This window comes from uncultured Porphyromonas sp. (assembly GCF_900541275.1).
Taxonomy (GTDB): Bacteria; Bacteroidota; Bacteroidia; order Bacteroidales; family Porphyromonadaceae; genus Porphyromonas_A.
Window position 1 is genome coordinate 1 of record NZ_UQJH01000014.1, and the last position, 17,899, is coordinate 17,899.

The window sequence follows — 17,899 nt, forward strand, 5'->3', positions numbered from 1 at the left end:
CCCGAGCTCTTCTTTCCCGGAGTCTTCGGGGCTTCGCCCCTCGACATCCGGGCTAAAGACCGGTGATCCCTCCGGGGCTTCGCCCCTGCGGGATCGGCAGACGTGTGCATTAGGAGAGGAATCTCGCGCCGCAGATCTCCTCTGCATAGCTGTAAAGCTCAAATGCGTCACCCCTAACGTGGGGAGATGCATTTGAGGGGTACTAAGTGATACAGAAAGCCCCTCAGCTCACTGTGAAGATGCGGATGCGAAGCGCCCTTTGCGGTACGACCCATCAGCCTATCGAAGTGCGCGCCTAAGAGTCTTCTCCTACAGCTCGAGATACCCGATAGAGGATGTAGAATGCGCGTAGCGGGAGTAGCAGAGGCTGCCCCCATCACCCCAAGCCACGATCACCTCACTTATCCGGAAGCGTCAGCGGTGCAAATATAGCACCCCGGCGGGAGGAGTTGTCTCTCCGTGTCTCTTCCTGCCTCTTCTTGACCAAAAATGCGTCTTCTGCGGTCTTCGCCACCTCGTGTCTTGATGTACGATGATGCCTCTGAAGCTCCGCCCCCTGCTGGACCGGTAGGTAGGAGCATCACGAGGTCCACCGGTCAGCGGGATCGCACCTGGTATGGGTGATCGCTACTTAGCTGTAGCGCTCAAGTGCGTCAGCCCTGGGAGGGCGCTTCCGTGCGCAGGAGAGGTCTACCGGACAGTAATCAAGTACGAGGCTATGCCCACGAGCGCAGCCATCAGTAAGACAGCGAGGAGAACTGATCCAAGGGAGAGCGCCCAGCCCTGCTTTTTACCTAAGAAAAAGTAGACCGGGCCGACGATCACGATGGGCAGAATGGTGGCGATCAGGTCCACGAGGGCACTCTGATCCATCAGGTAGCGACTCACCAGCATCAGCAACGCCGCCGAGGCGAGTATGACGACGAAGGGCGTCGGGTGGGATGACAGTCTTAGGGCTTTATGTCTTGACATATAGGATATTATTACTTTGATAAAAGTCTGCTTTGCTCAGCAACAAACAGTAAGTGACGCTAATCGCAGATTATGGTCTAATCTACGGGGAGGAGCTCAGCACGTGACTATTTGCTCTAATTACCTAAAAACCAAGAAAAAAGAGAAAGTTAATTTTCTTCGTTTCCACTTTTGGCCGGTTTTCGCTTCCGACTTTGGCCGGTTTTCATTTCCACTTTTGGCCGAGGTGGGAGGAAAAAGAGGAACCCCGGGGCGAGGGCTGTGCATCGTCCGGGGTTCCTGAGCCATTAAGAAAGGAGGGATCAGCGCTCTAAGGGGAGCGTGTGGTCGCGGAGCCACTTGGCGGTCTCCTCGTCCAGCTCGGGGCTGATCTCGCGATAGACACGCTCCTGGTAGTCGTTGTACCACCGGAGCTGCGCATCATCGAGCATCGACGGATCTACCATCCTATTGTCGAGCCAGCAGAGGGTCAGGCACTCGAAGCCGTAAAACTCCTCACCGCCCCCTTCGCCGACCTTGATGCAGCGGATGAGGTTCTCGATGCGGATGCCGTACTCGCCCTCGGGGTAGTAGCCCGGCTCGTCCGAGGTGACGCTGTGGAGCCGGATGGGCGAGGGATTATTGTCGGTGCGGATGTTCTGCGGGCCCTCGTGGCAGCAGAGGAAGTGACCCACACCGTGGCCGGTGCCGTGGCCATAGTTCTTATGCTCCTGCCAGAGGTAGCGGTGCGCCAGCACGTCGAGCTGGTTGCCGCGGGTTCCCTTGGGGAAGACCGCCAGCTGCAGGTCGATGTGGCCCTTCAGCACCAGCGTGTAGTCGTGGCGCAGCTTCTCAGACGGCTTGCCGTCGAGGGAGACGGTGCGGGTGATGTCGGTGGTGCCGTCGTAGTACTGAGCGCCGGAGTCAAGAAGGAGGGACCCCTTGGGCTCGATCTTGGCACTGGTGTCGGGCATCGGGTGGTAGTGGACGATGGCACCATTGGCATTATATCCGGTGATGGTGGTGAAGCTATCGTAGAGGTAGCGGTCACTCTCGGCACGGAAGCCGGCAAGGATCGCATCGATCTCGTACTCCGTAGGCGTCTCACCGCGGTCGAGCATCTCGTAGAGGTGCTTCCAAAACTTCGTCAGCGCCACGCCATCCCGCAGCATAGCCCGGCGGCAGCCCTGGTACTCCGCCTCGGTCTTGATCGACTTTAGGATCGTGATCGGGCTCATCTGGTCGACGACGATGCAGCCCTTCGGCACACGGCGACCCAGCTCGGCATTGGTGCGGATCGGGTCAACCCAGACGATCGCCGTCTCCGGGAGAGCAGAGACGTCCTCATAGATCTGGTCGTAGGGGCGAACCTCCACCCCATTCTTCTCCAAGTGGCGGCGCACCTCGTCGGTCATCTTGCGGTCATCGACGTAGAAGAATGCACCCTCCGCCGTCACCATCGCATACGCGACGCCGGTAGGATTGTACTCCACGTCAGAGGAGCGGACGTTGTAGAGCCAGCATACCTCGTCCATCATCGTGACGATGAGGGTGTCGGCATTCTCCTCCCTCATCATCCGACGCACCTCCTCCACCTTCTCGTGGGGAGTCTTGCCGGCATCCTCATCCGGCTGTACGAAGAAGTCATTGAGCGGGATGTCGGGCATCTCCTCCCCGCGGATCTGCTTGATGAAGTCGTGCGACAGGTCGAGCTCGATCCGGCCGAGGCGCAGCTCCTTCTGCAGCTGTGCTGCATCGGCGACGCTCATGCACTCGCCATTGAGTGCCACGCGCTTCACCTCCGGGAGGCTGCGCAGCCACGCGGCTATCGTCGGGGTGCCGGGCATCCCCTCCTTCATCAGCTCATAGGTGGTTCCCCGGAGCACCTCCGTCGCCTCGAGGAAGTAGCGCGAGTCGGTCCAAAGGGCAGCATGCTCAGCGGTCACGACAGCGGTGCCGGCAGAGCCCATAAAGCCACTGATATACTGCCGGGCCTGCCAGCAGCGGGGGGTGTACTCGTTGAGGTGCCGGTCAAAGCTCGGCACGATGACCGCATCGATGCCGGCCTCTTTGATGGCGCGGCGCATCGACTCCAGTCTCTTGATGATCTCTTCTTTCATATATATAAGTGTAGTGTAAAGTGATTCGGGTATTACTCCTCCACCGCCTGATGGATCGGGCGAAGGAGGTCATTGACAGTCTTCACGGGATTAAATGTATCGGCAGGCACCTCGACGAAGCAGGTATTCCAGTAGGCCATGGCGCCATTCCAGAGTCCGGGACGCTCGAGTGCCTTGAGGGGCTGACCATTGCGGCTCTTGTGGGAGATGAAGCCGGTACTCTTGTCGACAAACCGGGTGAGGTCAAAAGAATTGCCCCGGAAGTCGCGCGTGCAGCAGACGAGGTCCACGGGATTAAAGAAGCGGCTCTCCCTAAACTGCCGCTCTGCCTCCGGGTCGTCGTGATCGATCTGCGTGCTCTCCAGGATCTGCAGCGATGTCGTGCCATCCTCACTCCTGACGATATAGGGTCCACCGCCCGGCTCGCCCTCATTGCGCACCATACCGCAGACGCGGATCGGGCGATTGAGCAGGGAGCGGAGGGTCAGGATGGTGGACTCCTTCTCCTGATTACGCTCCAGCTCCGCCACCACATCGCTCTCCTCGGTGGAGTCGCTGTGAGTGGAGGTCTCGACGCAGAAAGCCGACCTCAGGAAGTCCTCCACCTCGCGTATCGTCGAGGCGCTCACGCGCGTCTCGTCCCGCAGCTCCTCCATAAGGTGATACGCCCTGTCTCGCAGCTGTACCAGCACGCCACCGAGGATCTGCTTGTAGATGATGGTGCTGCTCTTCTCGCTGTCGGGGACGACGTTGTCTATATTCTTGATAAAGATGATGTCCGCATCCACCTCCGAGAGGTTCTCGATCAGCGAGCCGTGCCCACCGGGGCGGAAGATCAGCCGTCCCTCCTCATCGCGGATCGGCCTATTGTCCGGACCCACCGCGATCGTGTCGGTCGAGGGCTTCTGGGTGCTCGTCGTGATGTCGTACGCGGCGGAGAAGGTGTCCTCCAGGTCCGACTGACGTCGTGAGAGAAGGGTCTTGAAGGGGTGGATATGCTCCGGAGAGAGGGTGAAGTGGAGGTGGACCGTGCCACTGACCGGGCGGGCATACTTAGCCCCCTCGGCGAGATGCTCCTCGACAGCCGTGCGGGGGCGGTCGCGATACTTATGGAAGAGGATCAGCGCCTTGGGCAGACTGCCGTAGTGCAGCCCCTCCTCCGTCAGCAGGTAGCGGACCACCGTACGCCCCTCACCGGCATCGATGAGGCGGCGCGCCCCCTTGCCTCGCTCACCCAGCATACAGGCCTTATTGAGGTCGTCGTAGAAGGCAAAGTCCTCCATCCGATCCAGCACCTGCTGCACCGACTCGGTCGGCTCACCGCCCTCCATATAGGCAAAGAGGTCGCGAAACATCCGCGATGCAGCGCCACTGGCGGGGACAAACTTGAGGACCCTCACCGATGGATCCCTCAGGGCCGAGGACCAAGTCTCCAGCGCCTCGCGCTGCTCCTCCTCCGTCAGCACACGGATACCATGCTCCTCATCAGCTGCCTGCACGATGGTGGGGAAGGGGAAGCCCTCCTCGAAGAGCTCCAGCTGGTGCTCTACCTCCGCTCTCGTGATCCCATGATCACTGATCTGACGGAGATCCTCCTCCGTCCATTGGGTCTCTTGCATAATCTTCTCTCTTTTACTCATGGGTTACCACACTCTCTCAGCGGCTATCCTACCGCATCCACACAAACCTACCTATTTTTTTTCACCCACCGCATCCCGGACAATAGGGACAAGGTACCAGACCGCCACACAAGCGACCCGAGACATACCCCGATCTGAGTATAAGTGGCTTAAGGGGTACTTACAAGGGGGTATATTTCTCCAAAAAGCTTCCTAAAGTGGGCAAGAGGACTTACCTTTGGGTCATTGAATAAGTAAAATAAAACTGTCGTGAAGTTTCTTTGGGCTCCCAAGCGAAGACCCATAGGTCCTCTCCTTTAAGGGGGGAAAAAAGCTAAGCTGTAGAAGGTCGATAGGCACTGATCTTCATTTACAGACGAGGGAGTAAGAATAGAGCGGAGGGCAATGGATCGTGAGATTCGTTGCCCTCCCTTAGTATGCGCTCAGAGCCGAGGTCCTCAGCACGGCGCTCCGAGCCATCCGGCGAGAGAGAGGGTACTTAATGGCTATATCGGCGACCCGCTCGATACTTTTGTGGCTGTTTAGTCGGTACTTTTGTGGCAATCCACTCGATACTTTTGTGGCAATCCGGTCGGTGCTTTTGTGGCGGCGGAGGGTCGGCGGGTACTCTTGAGCATCGCATAAGGGGACAGCACTGGTACCTCCTAAGGGGTCGCCTGACCGGATGCCGGAGGAGGCGGATATCTAATACCGATATTAGGCGCGACTAATACCGATATTAGAGTTCACTAATATCGGTATTAGAGTTTTCTTTTACCGGTATTAGATTTCTCGCAGAGAAAGGACGGTGGTGCGGGGTGAGGCATTTAGGCATTAGGGTCATCATATACCAAGGGGGACTCATCCGGGTGGCACCCGAAGGGTGCTCGCTCCATAGGCATCGGTCATCCGCAAAGCGGTGACCGATGTGCCGAGACCTACCCCTACCCTCTCGACCCGTAGCGAGGGAGCGACACCCTGTCGGGGTCGTATGTATAAGGCGTATCACCGGTAACCCGGGTGTCCTCTGTTAGGGAAAATAGGTGGCAGATGAAGCACCTCGGAGAGGTGCGTTTTTCGTAGCCCGGGTGTCGGAGGGGCGTAAGCCCCGACGACCCCGGGTAAGCTGTCGGGGCCCTCTCTCCTCGACCCCGCCAGGGGTCGGTCGTAATATTGAGCTTTTGGAGGGAGCGACACCCTATCGGGGTCGTATATATTAAGGCGTATTACCGGTAACCCGGGGTCTTCGGCACTTCGTGCCTCGACACCCAGGCTATGAAGAAGGCACCCCTGTCGGGGTGCACCACCGGTTGTTCTTGCCTCTGTCCGACTCGTCCGACAAGATACAGGGGGTGAGGCATTTAGGTATTAGGGTCATCATATACCAAGGGGGACTCATCCGGGTGGCACCCGAAGGGTGCTCGCTCCATAGGCATCGGTCATCCGCAAAGCGGTGACCGATGTGCCGAGACCAGCCCCTATCCCCTCGACCCCTTGCGGGTCGCAGAGCAGAAATCCCCCTTCCCAGCGACCCCGTCAGGGTGTCGCACTTACCAGTCAGTCGATCAGTGCGACACCCTGGCGGGGTCGTATATCTTTCCCGAGCTCTTCATTCCCGGAGTCTTCGAGGCATGCGCCCCTCCTCGACACCCAGGCTAAAGACCGGTGATCCCTCCGGGGCTTCGCCCCTGCGGGATCGGCAGGCGGGTGCATTAGGAGAGGAATCTCGCGCCGAAGATCTTCTCTGCATAGTTGTACCGCTCAAATGCGTCACCCTTGGGGCAGTGGAGAGAAGGGGATGGAGCGTCTCGATATTTGTCGCTATATTTATCGTGTGATGAGAGCTCCACTATGGGGCCCTCGCGAGCGTATAGATCAGCAGTATGAGCGACCTGATACAGGACTTCGTCGACTACCTCACCTACGAGCGTGGCGCCTCACCCCACACGATCGCCGCCTACCGGCGTGATCTGGAGATATGGAGTGAGACCTGCGGTGTGGAGCCGGTGCCGGAGGCTCTACGGGCGATCGACCTGAGGGGCGCTCGGCGACAGGCGATGCAGCTGATGGAGCGGGGGGACAGCCCACGGACGGTCCACCGGCGACTCTCCTCGCTACGTACGTTCTTTACCTACCTCCTCAAGCAGGAGGTGGTGGAGAGCGACCCCTTTGCCGCCGTGCAGCTGCCCAAGATGGAGCGCAGCCTGCCGCCCTTCGTCGATGCAGACACCCTTGTCAGCCGGATCGATCGCCTCTACGGCGATGCCGAGACGGCAGAGCGGGAGGAGGATCGGGACCACCTCTTCCTGATCGCCTTTGTGACCGACCTGCTCTTCCAGACCGGCATGCGGTCAGCGGAGGCACGCGGTCTGCAGCTCACCGACATCGATCGACCGGGGCAGAGGCTGCGCGTCATCGGCAAGCGAAATAAGGAGCGACATATCCCCTTCGGTCCTTTGCTTGATCAGAAAATAGCTCTATATTTGTCCTACAGGGACCGCAGAACGCGTCCGGAGGAGACGCACTTCCTCACCACCGAGCGAGGGATGCCGGTCAGCGCCAGCCAGCTCTACAGCTACGTCAGGGAGGCCCTCGAGCCCCTCTCCGGCTACTCCCGGAAGAGCCCTCACGTGCTGAGGCATAGCTTCGCCACGGCGCTTCTCAATGACGGCGCAGGACTGATGAGCGTCAAGGAGCTCCTCGGTCACGAGGAGGTCTCCACCACGTCGATATACGCCCACACCACCTTTGAGGAACTGCAGAGGATGTACCGTGCCCACCCCAGGGCGCACAAGCCTCACAAGGAATAACTCACCAACCAATCACTTACGATTATTATTATGAACGTAAAGATCCAAGACGTAGACTTCAAGGCCTCCAACGACCTGCAGAATTTTGTCACGACCAAGGTCGAAAAGCTGGAGCGCTACTATGCTGATATCTTAGATGCAGAGGTAGTCATGACCCTGGTCAAGCCGGAGACAAAGCGCAATAAGAAGGTCCGCATCACCCTCTCCGTCAAGGGACCTGACCTCTTCTCCGAGAAGACGGCTGATACCTTTGAGCAGGCTGCTGATGAGGCATGCGAGGCGCTCGAGATCCAGCTGAAGAAGCTGAAGGACCGCATCTCAGGTCGCTGATAGATCAATCACATACCATACATATAAGAAGAGGGCGGACCGCACGACTGTGCGATCCGCCCTCTGATGATATTGTGCCCTATGTCGGGGTGACTTACTCTGCGGCAGGTGCCTCAGGAGCAGCGGCCTCCTCTGCGGGTGCCTCCTCAGCTGCGGGAGCCTCCTCCTCAGCAGCCTTGGCAGCGGCAGCCTCCTCGGCAGCCTTCTTGGCCTCAGCCTCCTTCTCGGAGATGGCCTTGGCGCGAGCCTCGTTGATCTTACGCTCAGCATCGAGGAGCTTCTTGGCGCTGTCGCGCTTAGCGGCCTCAGCCTTCTCCTTCTCGCTCTCGTAGGTGCTCTTCTTAGCCTTCATCCAGTCGTCGAAGCGCTTCTGAGCCTCCTCCTCGCTGAATGCGCCCTTGCGGACACCTCCACGGAGGTGCTTCATCATCATCACGCCCTCGCGGGAGAGGATGCTGCGTACGGTATCTGAGGGCTGTGCACCCTGCTCGATCCAGTAGAGTGCGCGCTCAAAATTGAGATCCACGACGGCGGGATCGTTATTGGGATTGTAGGTGCCGAGCTTCTCGATGAAACGACCATCGCGCGGTGCTCTACGGTGTGTGACGACGATCGAGTAAAAAGCATAGGCTCTGTGACCGTGTCTCTGCAGTCTGATAACTGTTGCCATAATCTATGGGTATAAAAAATAAGTGTACTGTGCGTCCCACGGTCTCTCCGAGAGGTTCACGACCTTGGAGGTGAAACGCGAGGGCAAAGGTACGACTTTTAGCCCTAGCGTCCAAGGTCCCCAGCGGGCGATGTCACTCCTCCGCCTGATCGATCCTCAGGTAGTAGTGCAGCTTGGCCGCCTCAAGGAAGAGCGGTAGCCGCGCGTCCTCCACCGCCACCTGCCAGATGTACCCCTCGAGATCGGAGGTGGAGTCGATCGTCTCTACCTCGTAATCCCGCAGGAGCATCATCACGGGATTGATCTTATCGTAGGAGAAGCGGAGCGTGAGGGGTGTCGTGAGGAGCGTCTCCTTATGAGGAGCATCGGTGAGGGCGAGCTCGGCGGCGGTGCGGTAGGCGACGATCAGGCCGGAGGTGCCGAGGAGCTTGCCACCGAAGTAGCGGACGACGGTGACCACCACCCCCGTCAGACCGAGTGCATGGATGCGCCCGAGGATCGGCTTGCCGGCGGTGGAGGAGGGCTCGCCGTCATCGCTGCATCGCTCCTCACGCTCCCGGATGCCCACCACATAAGCCCAGCAGCAGTGGCGCGCATCGTGGTACTTGGCCCGCTCCTCCTCGATCACCGCCATAGCCTCCTCGACCGTCTCCACAGGCACAGCGCGCGAGATGAAGCGACTGCGCAGCTCGGTGTAGAGACCGGCACCCTCGGCCGTGAGGGAGCGGTAGGAGGTGATGGGGCTTGGCTCACTCATGGGACAGCAGTCTCTCCAGGGCGGGACGCCAGTCGGTCCCATTCGCCGGGCGCAGGGTGGTCAGCCCCAGCTCCCGGGCAGCAGTCACATTTTCCTCCCGATCATCGATGTAGAGGATCTCCCGGGGGTCGAGGTCGTTTTCGTCCAAGATAAGGTGGTAAAAGCGCGGGTCGGGCTTCTTGATGTGGAGGAGGTGAGAGGCGTAGCATCGCTCGAAGTAGCTCTCCAGCGACTCGCCCGAGGGGAGGAAGTGGGGCGAGAGGTAGAGGTCGTAGAGGAAGGCATTGGTATTCGTGCCGAGGAAGAGGCGGTAGTCACTCAGCTGAGTGCGGAGGTAATCCAGCTTATAGAGCTCTACCTCGCCCGCATAGCCGGCGAGGGCCCATGTGATCTCATCGCTGGTGAGGTCATGACCGTAGGTGGTGCGGACGATGTCGCGGAACTGCTCCTTAGTGATCCGACCGACCTCTAAGTCGGGGAATAGTCCCTCCTCGGGATAGGGCGAGAGGAGCCCACGAGCCTCGACGAAGCCGAGCCGGTCGAAGCGCCGGACGCTCTCTGCGGGGCGGTCGATCAGGAGAACGCCGCCGAGGTCAAAGATGATGTTGTGGATACTCATACGGTCAGACGGCGAGAGACGATCTCGATGACATTATATATAGCCACTATATCCTCCACGTGGAGGTCAAAGTCGTGGTAGAAGGGATTGAGCGAGTGGAGCCTGAAGAGCCCCTGCCGAGGGTCTTGGCCAATCACCTGCTTGATGACGATCCCCTCAGAGCGGGTGACGAAGATGAAGTAGAGCCAGTCGCGCGTGTGGAGCCCATCGAGCCAGTAGTCCCTGTCGACACTGCGTGCCAGCACGCGATCTCCCTCAGAGAGACCTTTGCTCGAGCCGTCGTCCATCGAGTCGCCCTGCACTGTAAATATCCGGTAGATGCCCCGGTAGTGCCGGTCCACCGGCACCTCGATCATCCGCACCCCATCCGGGTCGGGATCGCCAAAGCTGGTCAGCGTGCCGGCGACGGCGGGGTCCTCCACGAGAGGGAAGCGCATAGTCTGCGAGGGGTGGTATGGGAGAGCGGTGCTCTTGGCGAGGGCCTCCTCATCGAGGAACTCTATCGGGCTTGCCGGTGCCTCCTCAGCCGGCTCCGGGGTGCTGAGCATCGGCTCGATACCGGTATAGAGCCACTCCCTGCGGTACTTGGGGAAGCGCTCGAGGATCTTATCGAGCGTCGCATCCTGCGGGCGCTGTCCGTAGCGGGTGATGCGGAAGAGTGTGGAGGCGTTGCTCAGACCCACTTCTTTCGTCATCTCACTATAGGTCAGCCCCTCCTGCTCCATGACATAAGTCACTCGGTCGCTACGCGTAGGGTACGGAGAGGTGGAGAAGACCTCCCCTCCCGCAAGCATCTCTCCCTCACCATCGACGAGCCAGGGGCGGGAGAAGATCCCGTCGAATGCGTCTAAGAAGTCGTCGATCAGATTGACCGACATATAGGTCCCCCCACGCGAGAGGGCCGAGCGGATGGAGCTCCTATTGACCCCCATACGGAGAGCCACATCATCGGTCGTCTCCACAAAGTTGTGCGACCGGAGGTAGTCGTAAGCCCGGACCATCCGGTCGTGCTGACCCTGACGGATCTCAGCGGTGTCGTTTTTCTTCACGATAGGCATCTTACTTATATACAACATTGCAAATATAGTTATATTCCGCGACCTATCCACCCCCCTTTGGTCCGATGGCAGGGGCGGTGTATTTTTGGCAAAATGGATAATAATGGCTAAACTTGCGCCCACGTAGACTATTTGGTGTCCTCCCGCTCGGGCTCTCCGGATAGGAGGATGAAAAGGGAATCAGGTGCAAGACCTGGGCAGACCCGCTGCCGTAAGCTCCATAGAGAACTCCCCTCACACTCTACTCTCCACTGTTGCCCAGTAGGCAATGGGAAGGATGCGAAGGGAGGGAGCAAGCCGGAAGACCTGCCATAGTCTTAAGAGTATAGTGCTTCCGGGGAAAGGAGCCGTGCTTGAGTCGCAATCGACCGACCCGCTGTCGGATCCACGCCATCGCTGTGCCTGCCATTCATCCTACCCTCTCTCCCGGTGATCGCAATTGCTGTAGAGAGATATGAGGATACGAGTACAGGCAATGGGATTGCTGGCTGCACTGCTCTCGGTGGTGTGCGCCTGCGACAAGATCCCGGAGCTCCCCTCCTTCGAGGGCGAGGATGGCAATAAAGCGGTGATGATCGTGGTGAATGAGGGACTCTTCACCACCAATACCGCCGCCCTCTCGGTGATCTACGCCGATGGGACCGTCCACTACGATGTCTTCAGGGCGGTCAATCAGCGCCCTCTCGGCGATGTAGCGCAGTCGATGGCCGAGATCAATGGGCTTTACTTCATCGCTATTGACAACTCCCGCCGGATCGAGATCCTTGACCCCAAGAGCTTCCGAAGCGTCGGGTCAATCCGGTATGGTCGTGCAGGCTCCCCTCGCTACATCACTCCCCTGACCGATAGTACTGCCGTTGTCTCTGACCTCCACAATCAGCTCGTCACGATCCGCACTCGCCCGCCCTACCGAGAGCTGGAGTACATCGAGCTACCATTCTCCTCCTCCGGCATCGAGCAGATGATCACGGTGGGAGGCAAGGTCTTCTGCACCTACATAGACCGGGGTATCGCAGTCTTTGATGCAGCCAAGTTTCGTCTCAGCACCATGCGACTTATCGACGAGGTGTCAGTCAGCTGGGCGCAGTCGACAGCGAAGCCGGTGGTGGATCACCGGAGGAGGATCTGGATCCTCTCCACGAAGCGAGTGGACGGCATCGAGCTGCCACGACTCAGCTGCATCGACCCGGTGGCTGAGGAGGTGGTGGACGAGCTGCTGATCCCGATCAAGAAGAGAGGCGACCTGAAGCGGGGTGACCTTATGGGGATGCCGGGCTACAATCGGATCGACATAGACCCCTCCGGCCGGCGGATCTACCTCAGCCTGACAGAGGCATCGGAGGACAACCCGGGAGCAAAGACTCGCCCGCTCCAGGTGATCTATACTATGGACGTGGACTCTAAGGAGCTGACACGCTACCTGCCGCTTCCCGAGGTGAAGCTGATGTACGGCATGAGTGTCTCACCCGAGGGGAAGGTGTGCATCTGCGACTGCCTCGACTTCACTGCCCAGAGAGGCTATGTGCGCGTTTACTCTCCTGACCGCGGAGAGGAGAAGAGCTATAAGGTGGCAGTCTACCCCAACTTTGTCTTTTTCCCTAAGTCATGATGAACCGAGTCATGATGAAGCGCCTGCCACTTCTCCTCCTCCTGCCCTTCCTTGCTCTCCCCACTCTACTCGCCCAGGATAAGGTGGAGCAGGAGGGGACTCTCGCTGAGCTTTTCGTCTATCAGCGGGCGATCACGAAAGAGAGGGAGATCAATGCCGGAGCCAAGGTGGAGCAGATCGCCCCGGCTACCATCGAGCTCTTCCGCTCACGCTCTCTCGCCGAGCTGCTGGCTGACAATACCGCGGTACACATCAAGAGCCTCGGTATGGGCGCTCTCGCCACCGCCTCCTTCCGCGGCGCCGGCGCGTCACAGACACGGGTGATGTGGAATGGCATCGACCTCACGCCGGCGATGTCGGGGATCTTCGACTTCTCCCAGATGCCCACCTTCTTTGCCGACCGCGTCTCGCTCGTCTATGGCAGTAGCGACGCCACTACAGGTAGCGGTGCCATCGGTGGCAGCGTACGGCTCAGCACCACCCCGATGTGGGACGGGAAGCGGGCACTCACCCTCTCCGGCGAGTATGGATCCTATGGCACCTACAGCGCTATGGCATCGGCAAGGTATGGGACCGATCGCATATCCGGTAAGACGAGGGCCTTCCTTCGCCACTCTGACAATAACTACAGCTATCTCAATAAGGTATCCTCCGCCGATGCTTACCTCGAGCAGCGGAGCGATGCACGCTTCACCCTTGGCTCGGCTATGCAGGAGGGCCACTTCCGCCTCGGGGAGAGCTCTTTCCTCTCCTCCGCACTCTGGTATCAGCAGGGGACGCGGATGCTGCCACAGCCCCTTGGCGTGGAGACGACCGTGCATGAGCGACAGGGGGAGACCAATCTCCGCGCCTACCTCGGACTGGATCACAGGGCAGGGAAAGGTCAAGCGGATGTCAAGGCAGCCTATATCTACTACAGGATGAGGTATGACCGATGGTTTGACAATGATTACTTTGACCCCCAAGGCAATACCAATCTCTCCCATACCATCCACCTGAGCGGACAGTACCGCTACCGCTTCAGCGATCGCCTACACGCCTCCACCACCCTCACCTACCGACACGATATCGCTCGGGCGGAGAGCTACCGCGAGGATGTGGTGCGGGTGCCTGATGAGAGTGGCTACGAGCGTCCAGAGCTGCCGGCACCGGAGCTGATCCACCGCTCCGCACTCTCCTGGGCGAGCGCCGTGAGGTGGCAGTGGGCCGACCACTGGCTCGCCGACGGACGACTGATGATGGAGCTGGTGGACCGCCGTAAGCCGGTGGTCACCTACTCCCTCGGCATAACCGGGACGCTTCTCCCGGAGCGCCTTCACCTCCGCGGTAGCGTCGCCTACAACTACCGCTTCCCGACACTCAACGAGCTCTACTGGCGACCCGGTGGCAACCCCAAGGTGCGCCCCGAGCACGGACTCTCAACCGACCTGACTCTCTCCTACCGACAGCCACTCGGCAGCCACTGGCGCATAGAGAGCGAACTCTCTCCCTACCTCCTCCTGATCGATGACTGGATACTCTGGCTGCCGATAGACCCCGAGTCGGGAGCCTTCACCAAGGGAGGCTCACAGAATCAGTGGCTCTGGTCGCCCCAGAATAAGCGCAACGTCCTCTCCTCCGGACTGGAAGCTATGGCGAAGCTCTCCTACCGTCACGGCAACTGGGGTGGTAGCGCAGCCTTTAATTACTCCTACACCGACTCCCACTCCCGCAAGAGCGATGTCAGGGATGATGGTGCCTACCTCAAGCAGATCCCCTACGTCCCTCGACAGAAGTGGCACCTGACACTCTCTCTTGACTACGCCAAGGCGTTCCTCTCCGTCACCACATCCTACGTGGGGGTGCGGTATGTGACGACGGACCAGAGCTACTTCACCTATCCCTACAACGTCACGCAGCTCGCCCTCGGCTACACCTGGGTACTGCGGAGTGGCGTCACCCTCTCTCCTCAGCTGAGAGTGGATAATCTCTTCAACACCTACTACGAGTCGACGCAGTACTACCCGATGCCGCGTCGCAACCTTCTCGCATCTATTCTTATCACGCTATGAGTAAGTTTTCTGCCACTTCGCTCCTCCTGCTACTCCTCCTTCTCTTCCCGGCATGCGGTGACGAAGGGACGTCTCCCTCCCCCACCCCCACCCCGGCAGGCAAAGACCTCACGATCTCTATCTCTATGCCTGAGGGCATCATACCGATAGAGGGGCTGAGGGTAGGTATGACCTACTACCTGGACGAGTCACAGAGTGTGGAGGTCAAGCTCTCTCAAGGAGCGAAAAGTGTCACGATCTCGCATCTCTCCCCGACAGAGGTAAAGGGCTCCGCCAGAGAGGCCACTATCCGCATCCCTCAGGGCAAACTATCAACGATAGACAGGACAAAAAAGTATCAGCTCACACTTCGCCTCACCGGGGCGTCACCGGAGGAGCGCCCACGGATCATGGAGCTCGACCCGAAGCAGCAGCGGTCGATCCTACACATCATGGATCTGATGCCCGTAGAGATGGAGGGAGAGGGAAGCTTCCAAGGCGATAGCATATCACTGACACTGACCCAGAGCAAGGAGCAGAGCATTGTCCTCCTCCGACTGGTCAATGTCACTAAGGAAAAGAAAGCCACAGAGAGGATCACCCTGGCGACAGCAACGGAGAGGCTCACCACCTCACCCGCTACCAAGAGTCTGCCACCTAAGTCTCAGATCAAGCTCCTCGCACTACTGACCCGCCCCTCAGAGGCGACGCTGACCATCGACAACGTCTCCGACAAGATTGACGCCCCTCGCCTCTCACACCGTGGGTCCGTCACCGCAGCCTTCATCGGGGATCGCTTCTCCTCCACCGTCCCGGAGGCCGAGGTCCCCGAGGAGGCCAATACGACCAATGGCGGAGATCCGCTCTTCAGCGCTGAGGACATCACCTACTGGGTAGGGGAGGGAGCAAAGCAAGCGGCACTCGTCATTGACTGGCACGACGACCGACTTCCTCACGCCCTCGTCTGGGGCTACAGATGGGAGGGCGAGGTGACTGCAGAGCAGATGCTCCGCGATGTGGTGACGGCTGATCAGCAATTAGTGCTACTCACCTCCCCCTTCAGCAGCTACGGCATCGCCTGCACGGGGATCGGCTATCTCCCGAAGAAGCCGGAGAAGAAGGTCGAAGTCCTCATCGACGGCATACCGGTCGATGAGGTGTCACCGCGGATCTTCCACGCCAAGTCGGGGAATGCCAATGTGGATGCCGCTCAACTCACCATCCCCTCCGCCCTCTGGAGGTCAGGCTGGAAGACTGCCGGCTACTGGGTCTATTACCAAAAGGACAAGCGCCTTGCCCCTTGGAGCTACAGCAACATAGGTATTACCGGCACTACGGTCACCGATAAGAGTTGGCACGGACTATCCTTCCAGATAGGTATGGAGAGCCAAAGTGGCAACCCCCTGCAAGACCACTTCGCACCGGCAAGCGATAAAGCATTTCAGTAAACACTCCTATTTATACAAGTAACACTTATGACTAGACTAAAGACACTGAGGACCCTGATGATGGGTCTGATGGCGGTGGGTGCGCTCACGAGCTGCGCCACCGACGATGACATCACCGACCTCCAGCAGGAGATCAATAAGCTCAAGCAGCAGATCGGGCAGGAGGGCGGCTCCCCCATGATCAAGCTGACCGGCGGCGAAGCCGGTCAGACCGAGCTGTCCCTCTTCCCCGGAGAGACACTCACCGTAAAGGTTGAGGCCGAGAAGGGCATCACCGACCTCGCTGCCTCCACCACCGACACCGACTGGCGCGTCCTCTGCGATGAGGAGAAGGGTGAGCTCCTCATCACCGCACCCCTCGCGGTCCGCGACACACCCGCCAAGGTGTTCGTCTCCGGGGCCAATGCTCAGGGCATCATGTATCGCGCCGGCATCGTCTGTCGCATGCGTAATTACGCCGACCCCAAGGCGGTCCTGATCCTCAACGAGGGCCAAGTCGGAACCGGTGAGATGGGCTCCATGATCTACGTCAACCCCAAGGGCGATGCCGTAGCATCTCCCTTCCACGCCATCAATGGCACCGATCTCGGAGTCGCCTCACAGGACATGAGCCGCTGCGGTGACAAGATCTACGTGATCGCTCAGGGTCCCTACAAGAAGAGTGGCACCCTCTCCGAGATCGATGCCAATACCCTCCGTCTCGTTCGCACCTACACAAGTGAGATCAGCGAGGCCCAAAACCCCACCCACCTCCTCGCTTACGATGCTGAGCACATCTACATCCGCGACGAGCACGGTATCGCATGCTACGACAGCAAGATGGACCTCTACGTACCGGTAGCCGACAGCAAGGGGGCACTCAAGCACCCTTTCCTCCAGGTTGGCGGCAAGGTATTCTTCACCACCAACGACGCTCTCTGCGCCATCGAGGTGGGAGAGAAGACCTTTGACAAGGTCGCCAAGCGGATCACCTTCCCCGGCAAGGTCTCCGGTATGGCCAAGGCGGATGACAAGCACCTCTACCTCTCCTATGGTGTTGAGGGAGAGGGTGTGATCGCCCTCGTCAATGTGGAGACTTACGAGATCGAGAAGAGCCACACCCTCCCGCTCGCTGAGGGTGGAAGTGCTCTCCAGATCGCCTGGGCCTCTACCTCGACCATCACCGCCAAGGGCGACACGATCTACTTCGGTGAGGGCAATAACTCGATCTACCGCCACCTCTTCTCCACCGGTGCCACCAAGGAGATGTGGAGCTACAAGACCGTCAACCCCGACCACTCAACCTCCTACCAGACCCCTGCCGTCCACCCCGTCACCGGACTGGTCTACTACGCAACCCTCAAGGGGTGGGGATCAGCCTACAAGACCAATACCGTCTATGTCCTCGACCTCAAGGGCGATGAGGCGAAGCTGGTAAGTCGTATCGAGAACCTCGTACGCTTCCCCGCGGGCTACTTCTTCCCCTACGCAGAGGATAAGAAGTAATACCCTACCTCATCCATAAGAGAGGGGCTGTGCCGCCACGTGCGACACAGCCCCTCTTTTTTTGCCCCATCACGATAGAGTACTTCTCCATGGGGGAGGGGTATAAAAAAGATGAAGCCCCCAGTTGTCACAACCGGAGGCATCCAAAGTGATGTTTAACAAATAAAATACGCAAAAAAGTGACCCGGATAGGATTCAAACCTATAACCTTCTGATCCGTAGTCAGATGCTCTATTCAGTTGAGCTACCGGGCCGAAGTATGATTGCTCACACCCCGAGACAGTCTGGCGACCGTCTGGAAGTGACTCGGATAGGATTCAAACCTATAACCTTCTGATCCGTAGTCAGATGCTCTATTCAGTTGAGCTACCGAGCCAGGCGCAGGTCTATCGA

General features: G+C 59.1%; 13 protein-coding genes, 2 tRNA genes and 1 riboswitch. Of the genes, 6 read left to right on the plus strand and 9 right to left on the minus strand.

The features are described from left to right. Positions 1-690: 690 nt before the first annotated feature. From QZR17_RS06230 to QZR17_RS06240, 3 genes are all read right to left on the minus strand, one after another. Positions 691-972, minus strand: a complete 282-nt coding sequence (locus tag QZR17_RS06230; protein WP_297129038.1) for a hypothetical protein — start codon at positions 970-972, stop codon at positions 691-693. Between the two features lie 302 nt (positions 973-1,274). Further along, a complete protein-coding gene (locus QZR17_RS06235) occupies positions 1,275-3,071 on the minus strand; it encodes an aminopeptidase P family N-terminal domain-containing protein (RefSeq protein WP_297129041.1) in 1,797 nt (598 codons plus the stop codon). A 32-nt stretch (positions 3,072-3,103) separates the two neighbouring features. Further along, positions 3,104-4,690, minus strand: a complete 1,587-nt coding sequence (locus tag QZR17_RS06240) for a DUF4301 family protein (protein ID WP_297129113.1) — start codon at positions 4,688-4,690, stop codon at positions 3,104-3,106. Positions 4,691-6,573: 1,883 nt separating this feature from the next. On the opposite strand from QZR17_RS06240, the gene QZR17_RS06245 reads away from it, so the two are divergent. Both QZR17_RS06245 and raiA read left to right on the plus strand, forming a co-directional pair. Further along, positions 6,574-7,500: a tyrosine-type recombinase/integrase gene (locus QZR17_RS06245; protein WP_297129043.1), complete on the plus strand. Its 927-nt coding sequence runs from the start codon at positions 6,574-6,576 to the stop codon at positions 7,498-7,500. Between the two features lie 30 nt (positions 7,501-7,530). Continuing rightward, positions 7,531-7,830 carry a ribosome-associated translation inhibitor RaiA gene (gene raiA / locus QZR17_RS06250; protein WP_296163961.1) on the plus strand — a complete coding sequence of 100 codons (300 nt, stop codon included), beginning with the start codon at positions 7,531-7,533 and terminating at the stop codon, positions 7,828-7,830. 94 nt (positions 7,831-7,924) lie between these two features. On the opposite strand, the gene QZR17_RS06255 is transcribed toward raiA, so the two are convergent. The 4 genes from QZR17_RS06255 to QZR17_RS06270 form a co-directional block, all read right to left on the minus strand. After that, positions 7,925-8,500 carry a 30S ribosomal protein S16 gene (locus QZR17_RS06255; protein ID WP_297129046.1) on the minus strand — a complete coding sequence of 192 codons (576 nt, stop codon included), beginning with the start codon at positions 8,498-8,500 and terminating at the stop codon, positions 7,925-7,927. Between the two features lie 133 nt (positions 8,501-8,633). Then, the gene (locus QZR17_RS06260) at positions 8,634-9,257 is read right to left on the minus strand and encodes a YigZ family protein (protein ID WP_296163965.1); all 624 of its coding nucleotides are present in this window, start codon (positions 9,255-9,257) and stop codon (positions 8,634-8,636) included. Further along, entirely contained in the window at positions 9,250-9,876 is a 627-nt protein-coding gene (locus QZR17_RS06265) for an HAD family phosphatase (RefSeq protein ID WP_297129051.1), read from the minus strand. Before QZR17_RS06265 ends, QZR17_RS06260 begins: the two co-directional genes overlap by 8 nt. Then, positions 9,873-10,952, minus strand: coding sequence for a S24/S26 family peptidase (locus QZR17_RS06270; RefSeq protein ID WP_297129054.1), 1,080 nt, complete (start codon positions 10,950-10,952; stop codon positions 9,873-9,875). Before QZR17_RS06270 ends, QZR17_RS06265 begins: the two co-directional genes overlap by 4 nt. Positions 10,953-11,050: 98 nt before the next feature. Next, a riboswitch (cobalamin riboswitch) is annotated at positions 11,051-11,263 on the plus strand. A gap of 125 nt (positions 11,264-11,388) precedes the next feature. Between QZR17_RS06270 and QZR17_RS06275 the strand changes: the two genes are divergently transcribed. Genes QZR17_RS06275 through QZR17_RS06290 form a run of 4 tightly spaced genes read left to right on the plus strand, consistent with a single transcriptional unit; the run spans position 11,389 to position 17,506 of the window. Continuing rightward, complete coding sequence (locus tag QZR17_RS06275) at positions 11,389-12,543, plus strand: DUF5074 domain-containing protein (RefSeq protein WP_297129056.1); 1,155 nt, start codon at positions 11,389-11,391, stop codon at positions 12,541-12,543. After that, the gene (locus QZR17_RS06280; RefSeq protein ID WP_297129059.1) at positions 12,540-14,594 is read left to right on the plus strand and encodes a TonB-dependent receptor plug domain-containing protein; all 2,055 of its coding nucleotides are present in this window, start codon (positions 12,540-12,542) and stop codon (positions 14,592-14,594) included. The genes QZR17_RS06275 and QZR17_RS06280 overlap by 4 nt, the downstream gene beginning before the upstream one ends. Beyond that, positions 14,591-16,021, plus strand: a complete 1,431-nt coding sequence (locus QZR17_RS06285) for a hypothetical protein (RefSeq protein WP_297129062.1) — start codon at positions 14,591-14,593, stop codon at positions 16,019-16,021. The genes QZR17_RS06280 and QZR17_RS06285 overlap by 4 nt, the downstream gene beginning before the upstream one ends. A 27-nt stretch (positions 16,022-16,048) precedes the next feature. Further along, positions 16,049-17,506, plus strand: coding sequence for a DUF5074 domain-containing protein (locus QZR17_RS06290; RefSeq protein ID WP_297129064.1), 1,458 nt, complete (start codon positions 16,049-16,051; stop codon positions 17,504-17,506). Positions 17,507-17,686: 180 nt separating this feature from the next. On the opposite strand, the gene QZR17_RS06295 is transcribed toward QZR17_RS06290, so the two are convergent. Beyond that, positions 17,687-17,760: transfer RNA gene (locus tag QZR17_RS06295), tRNA-Arg, on the minus strand. Positions 17,761-17,808: 48 nt separating this feature from the next. Next, positions 17,809-17,882, minus strand: a tRNA-Arg gene (locus tag QZR17_RS06300). Between the last annotated feature and the right edge of the window lie 17 nt (positions 17,883-17,899).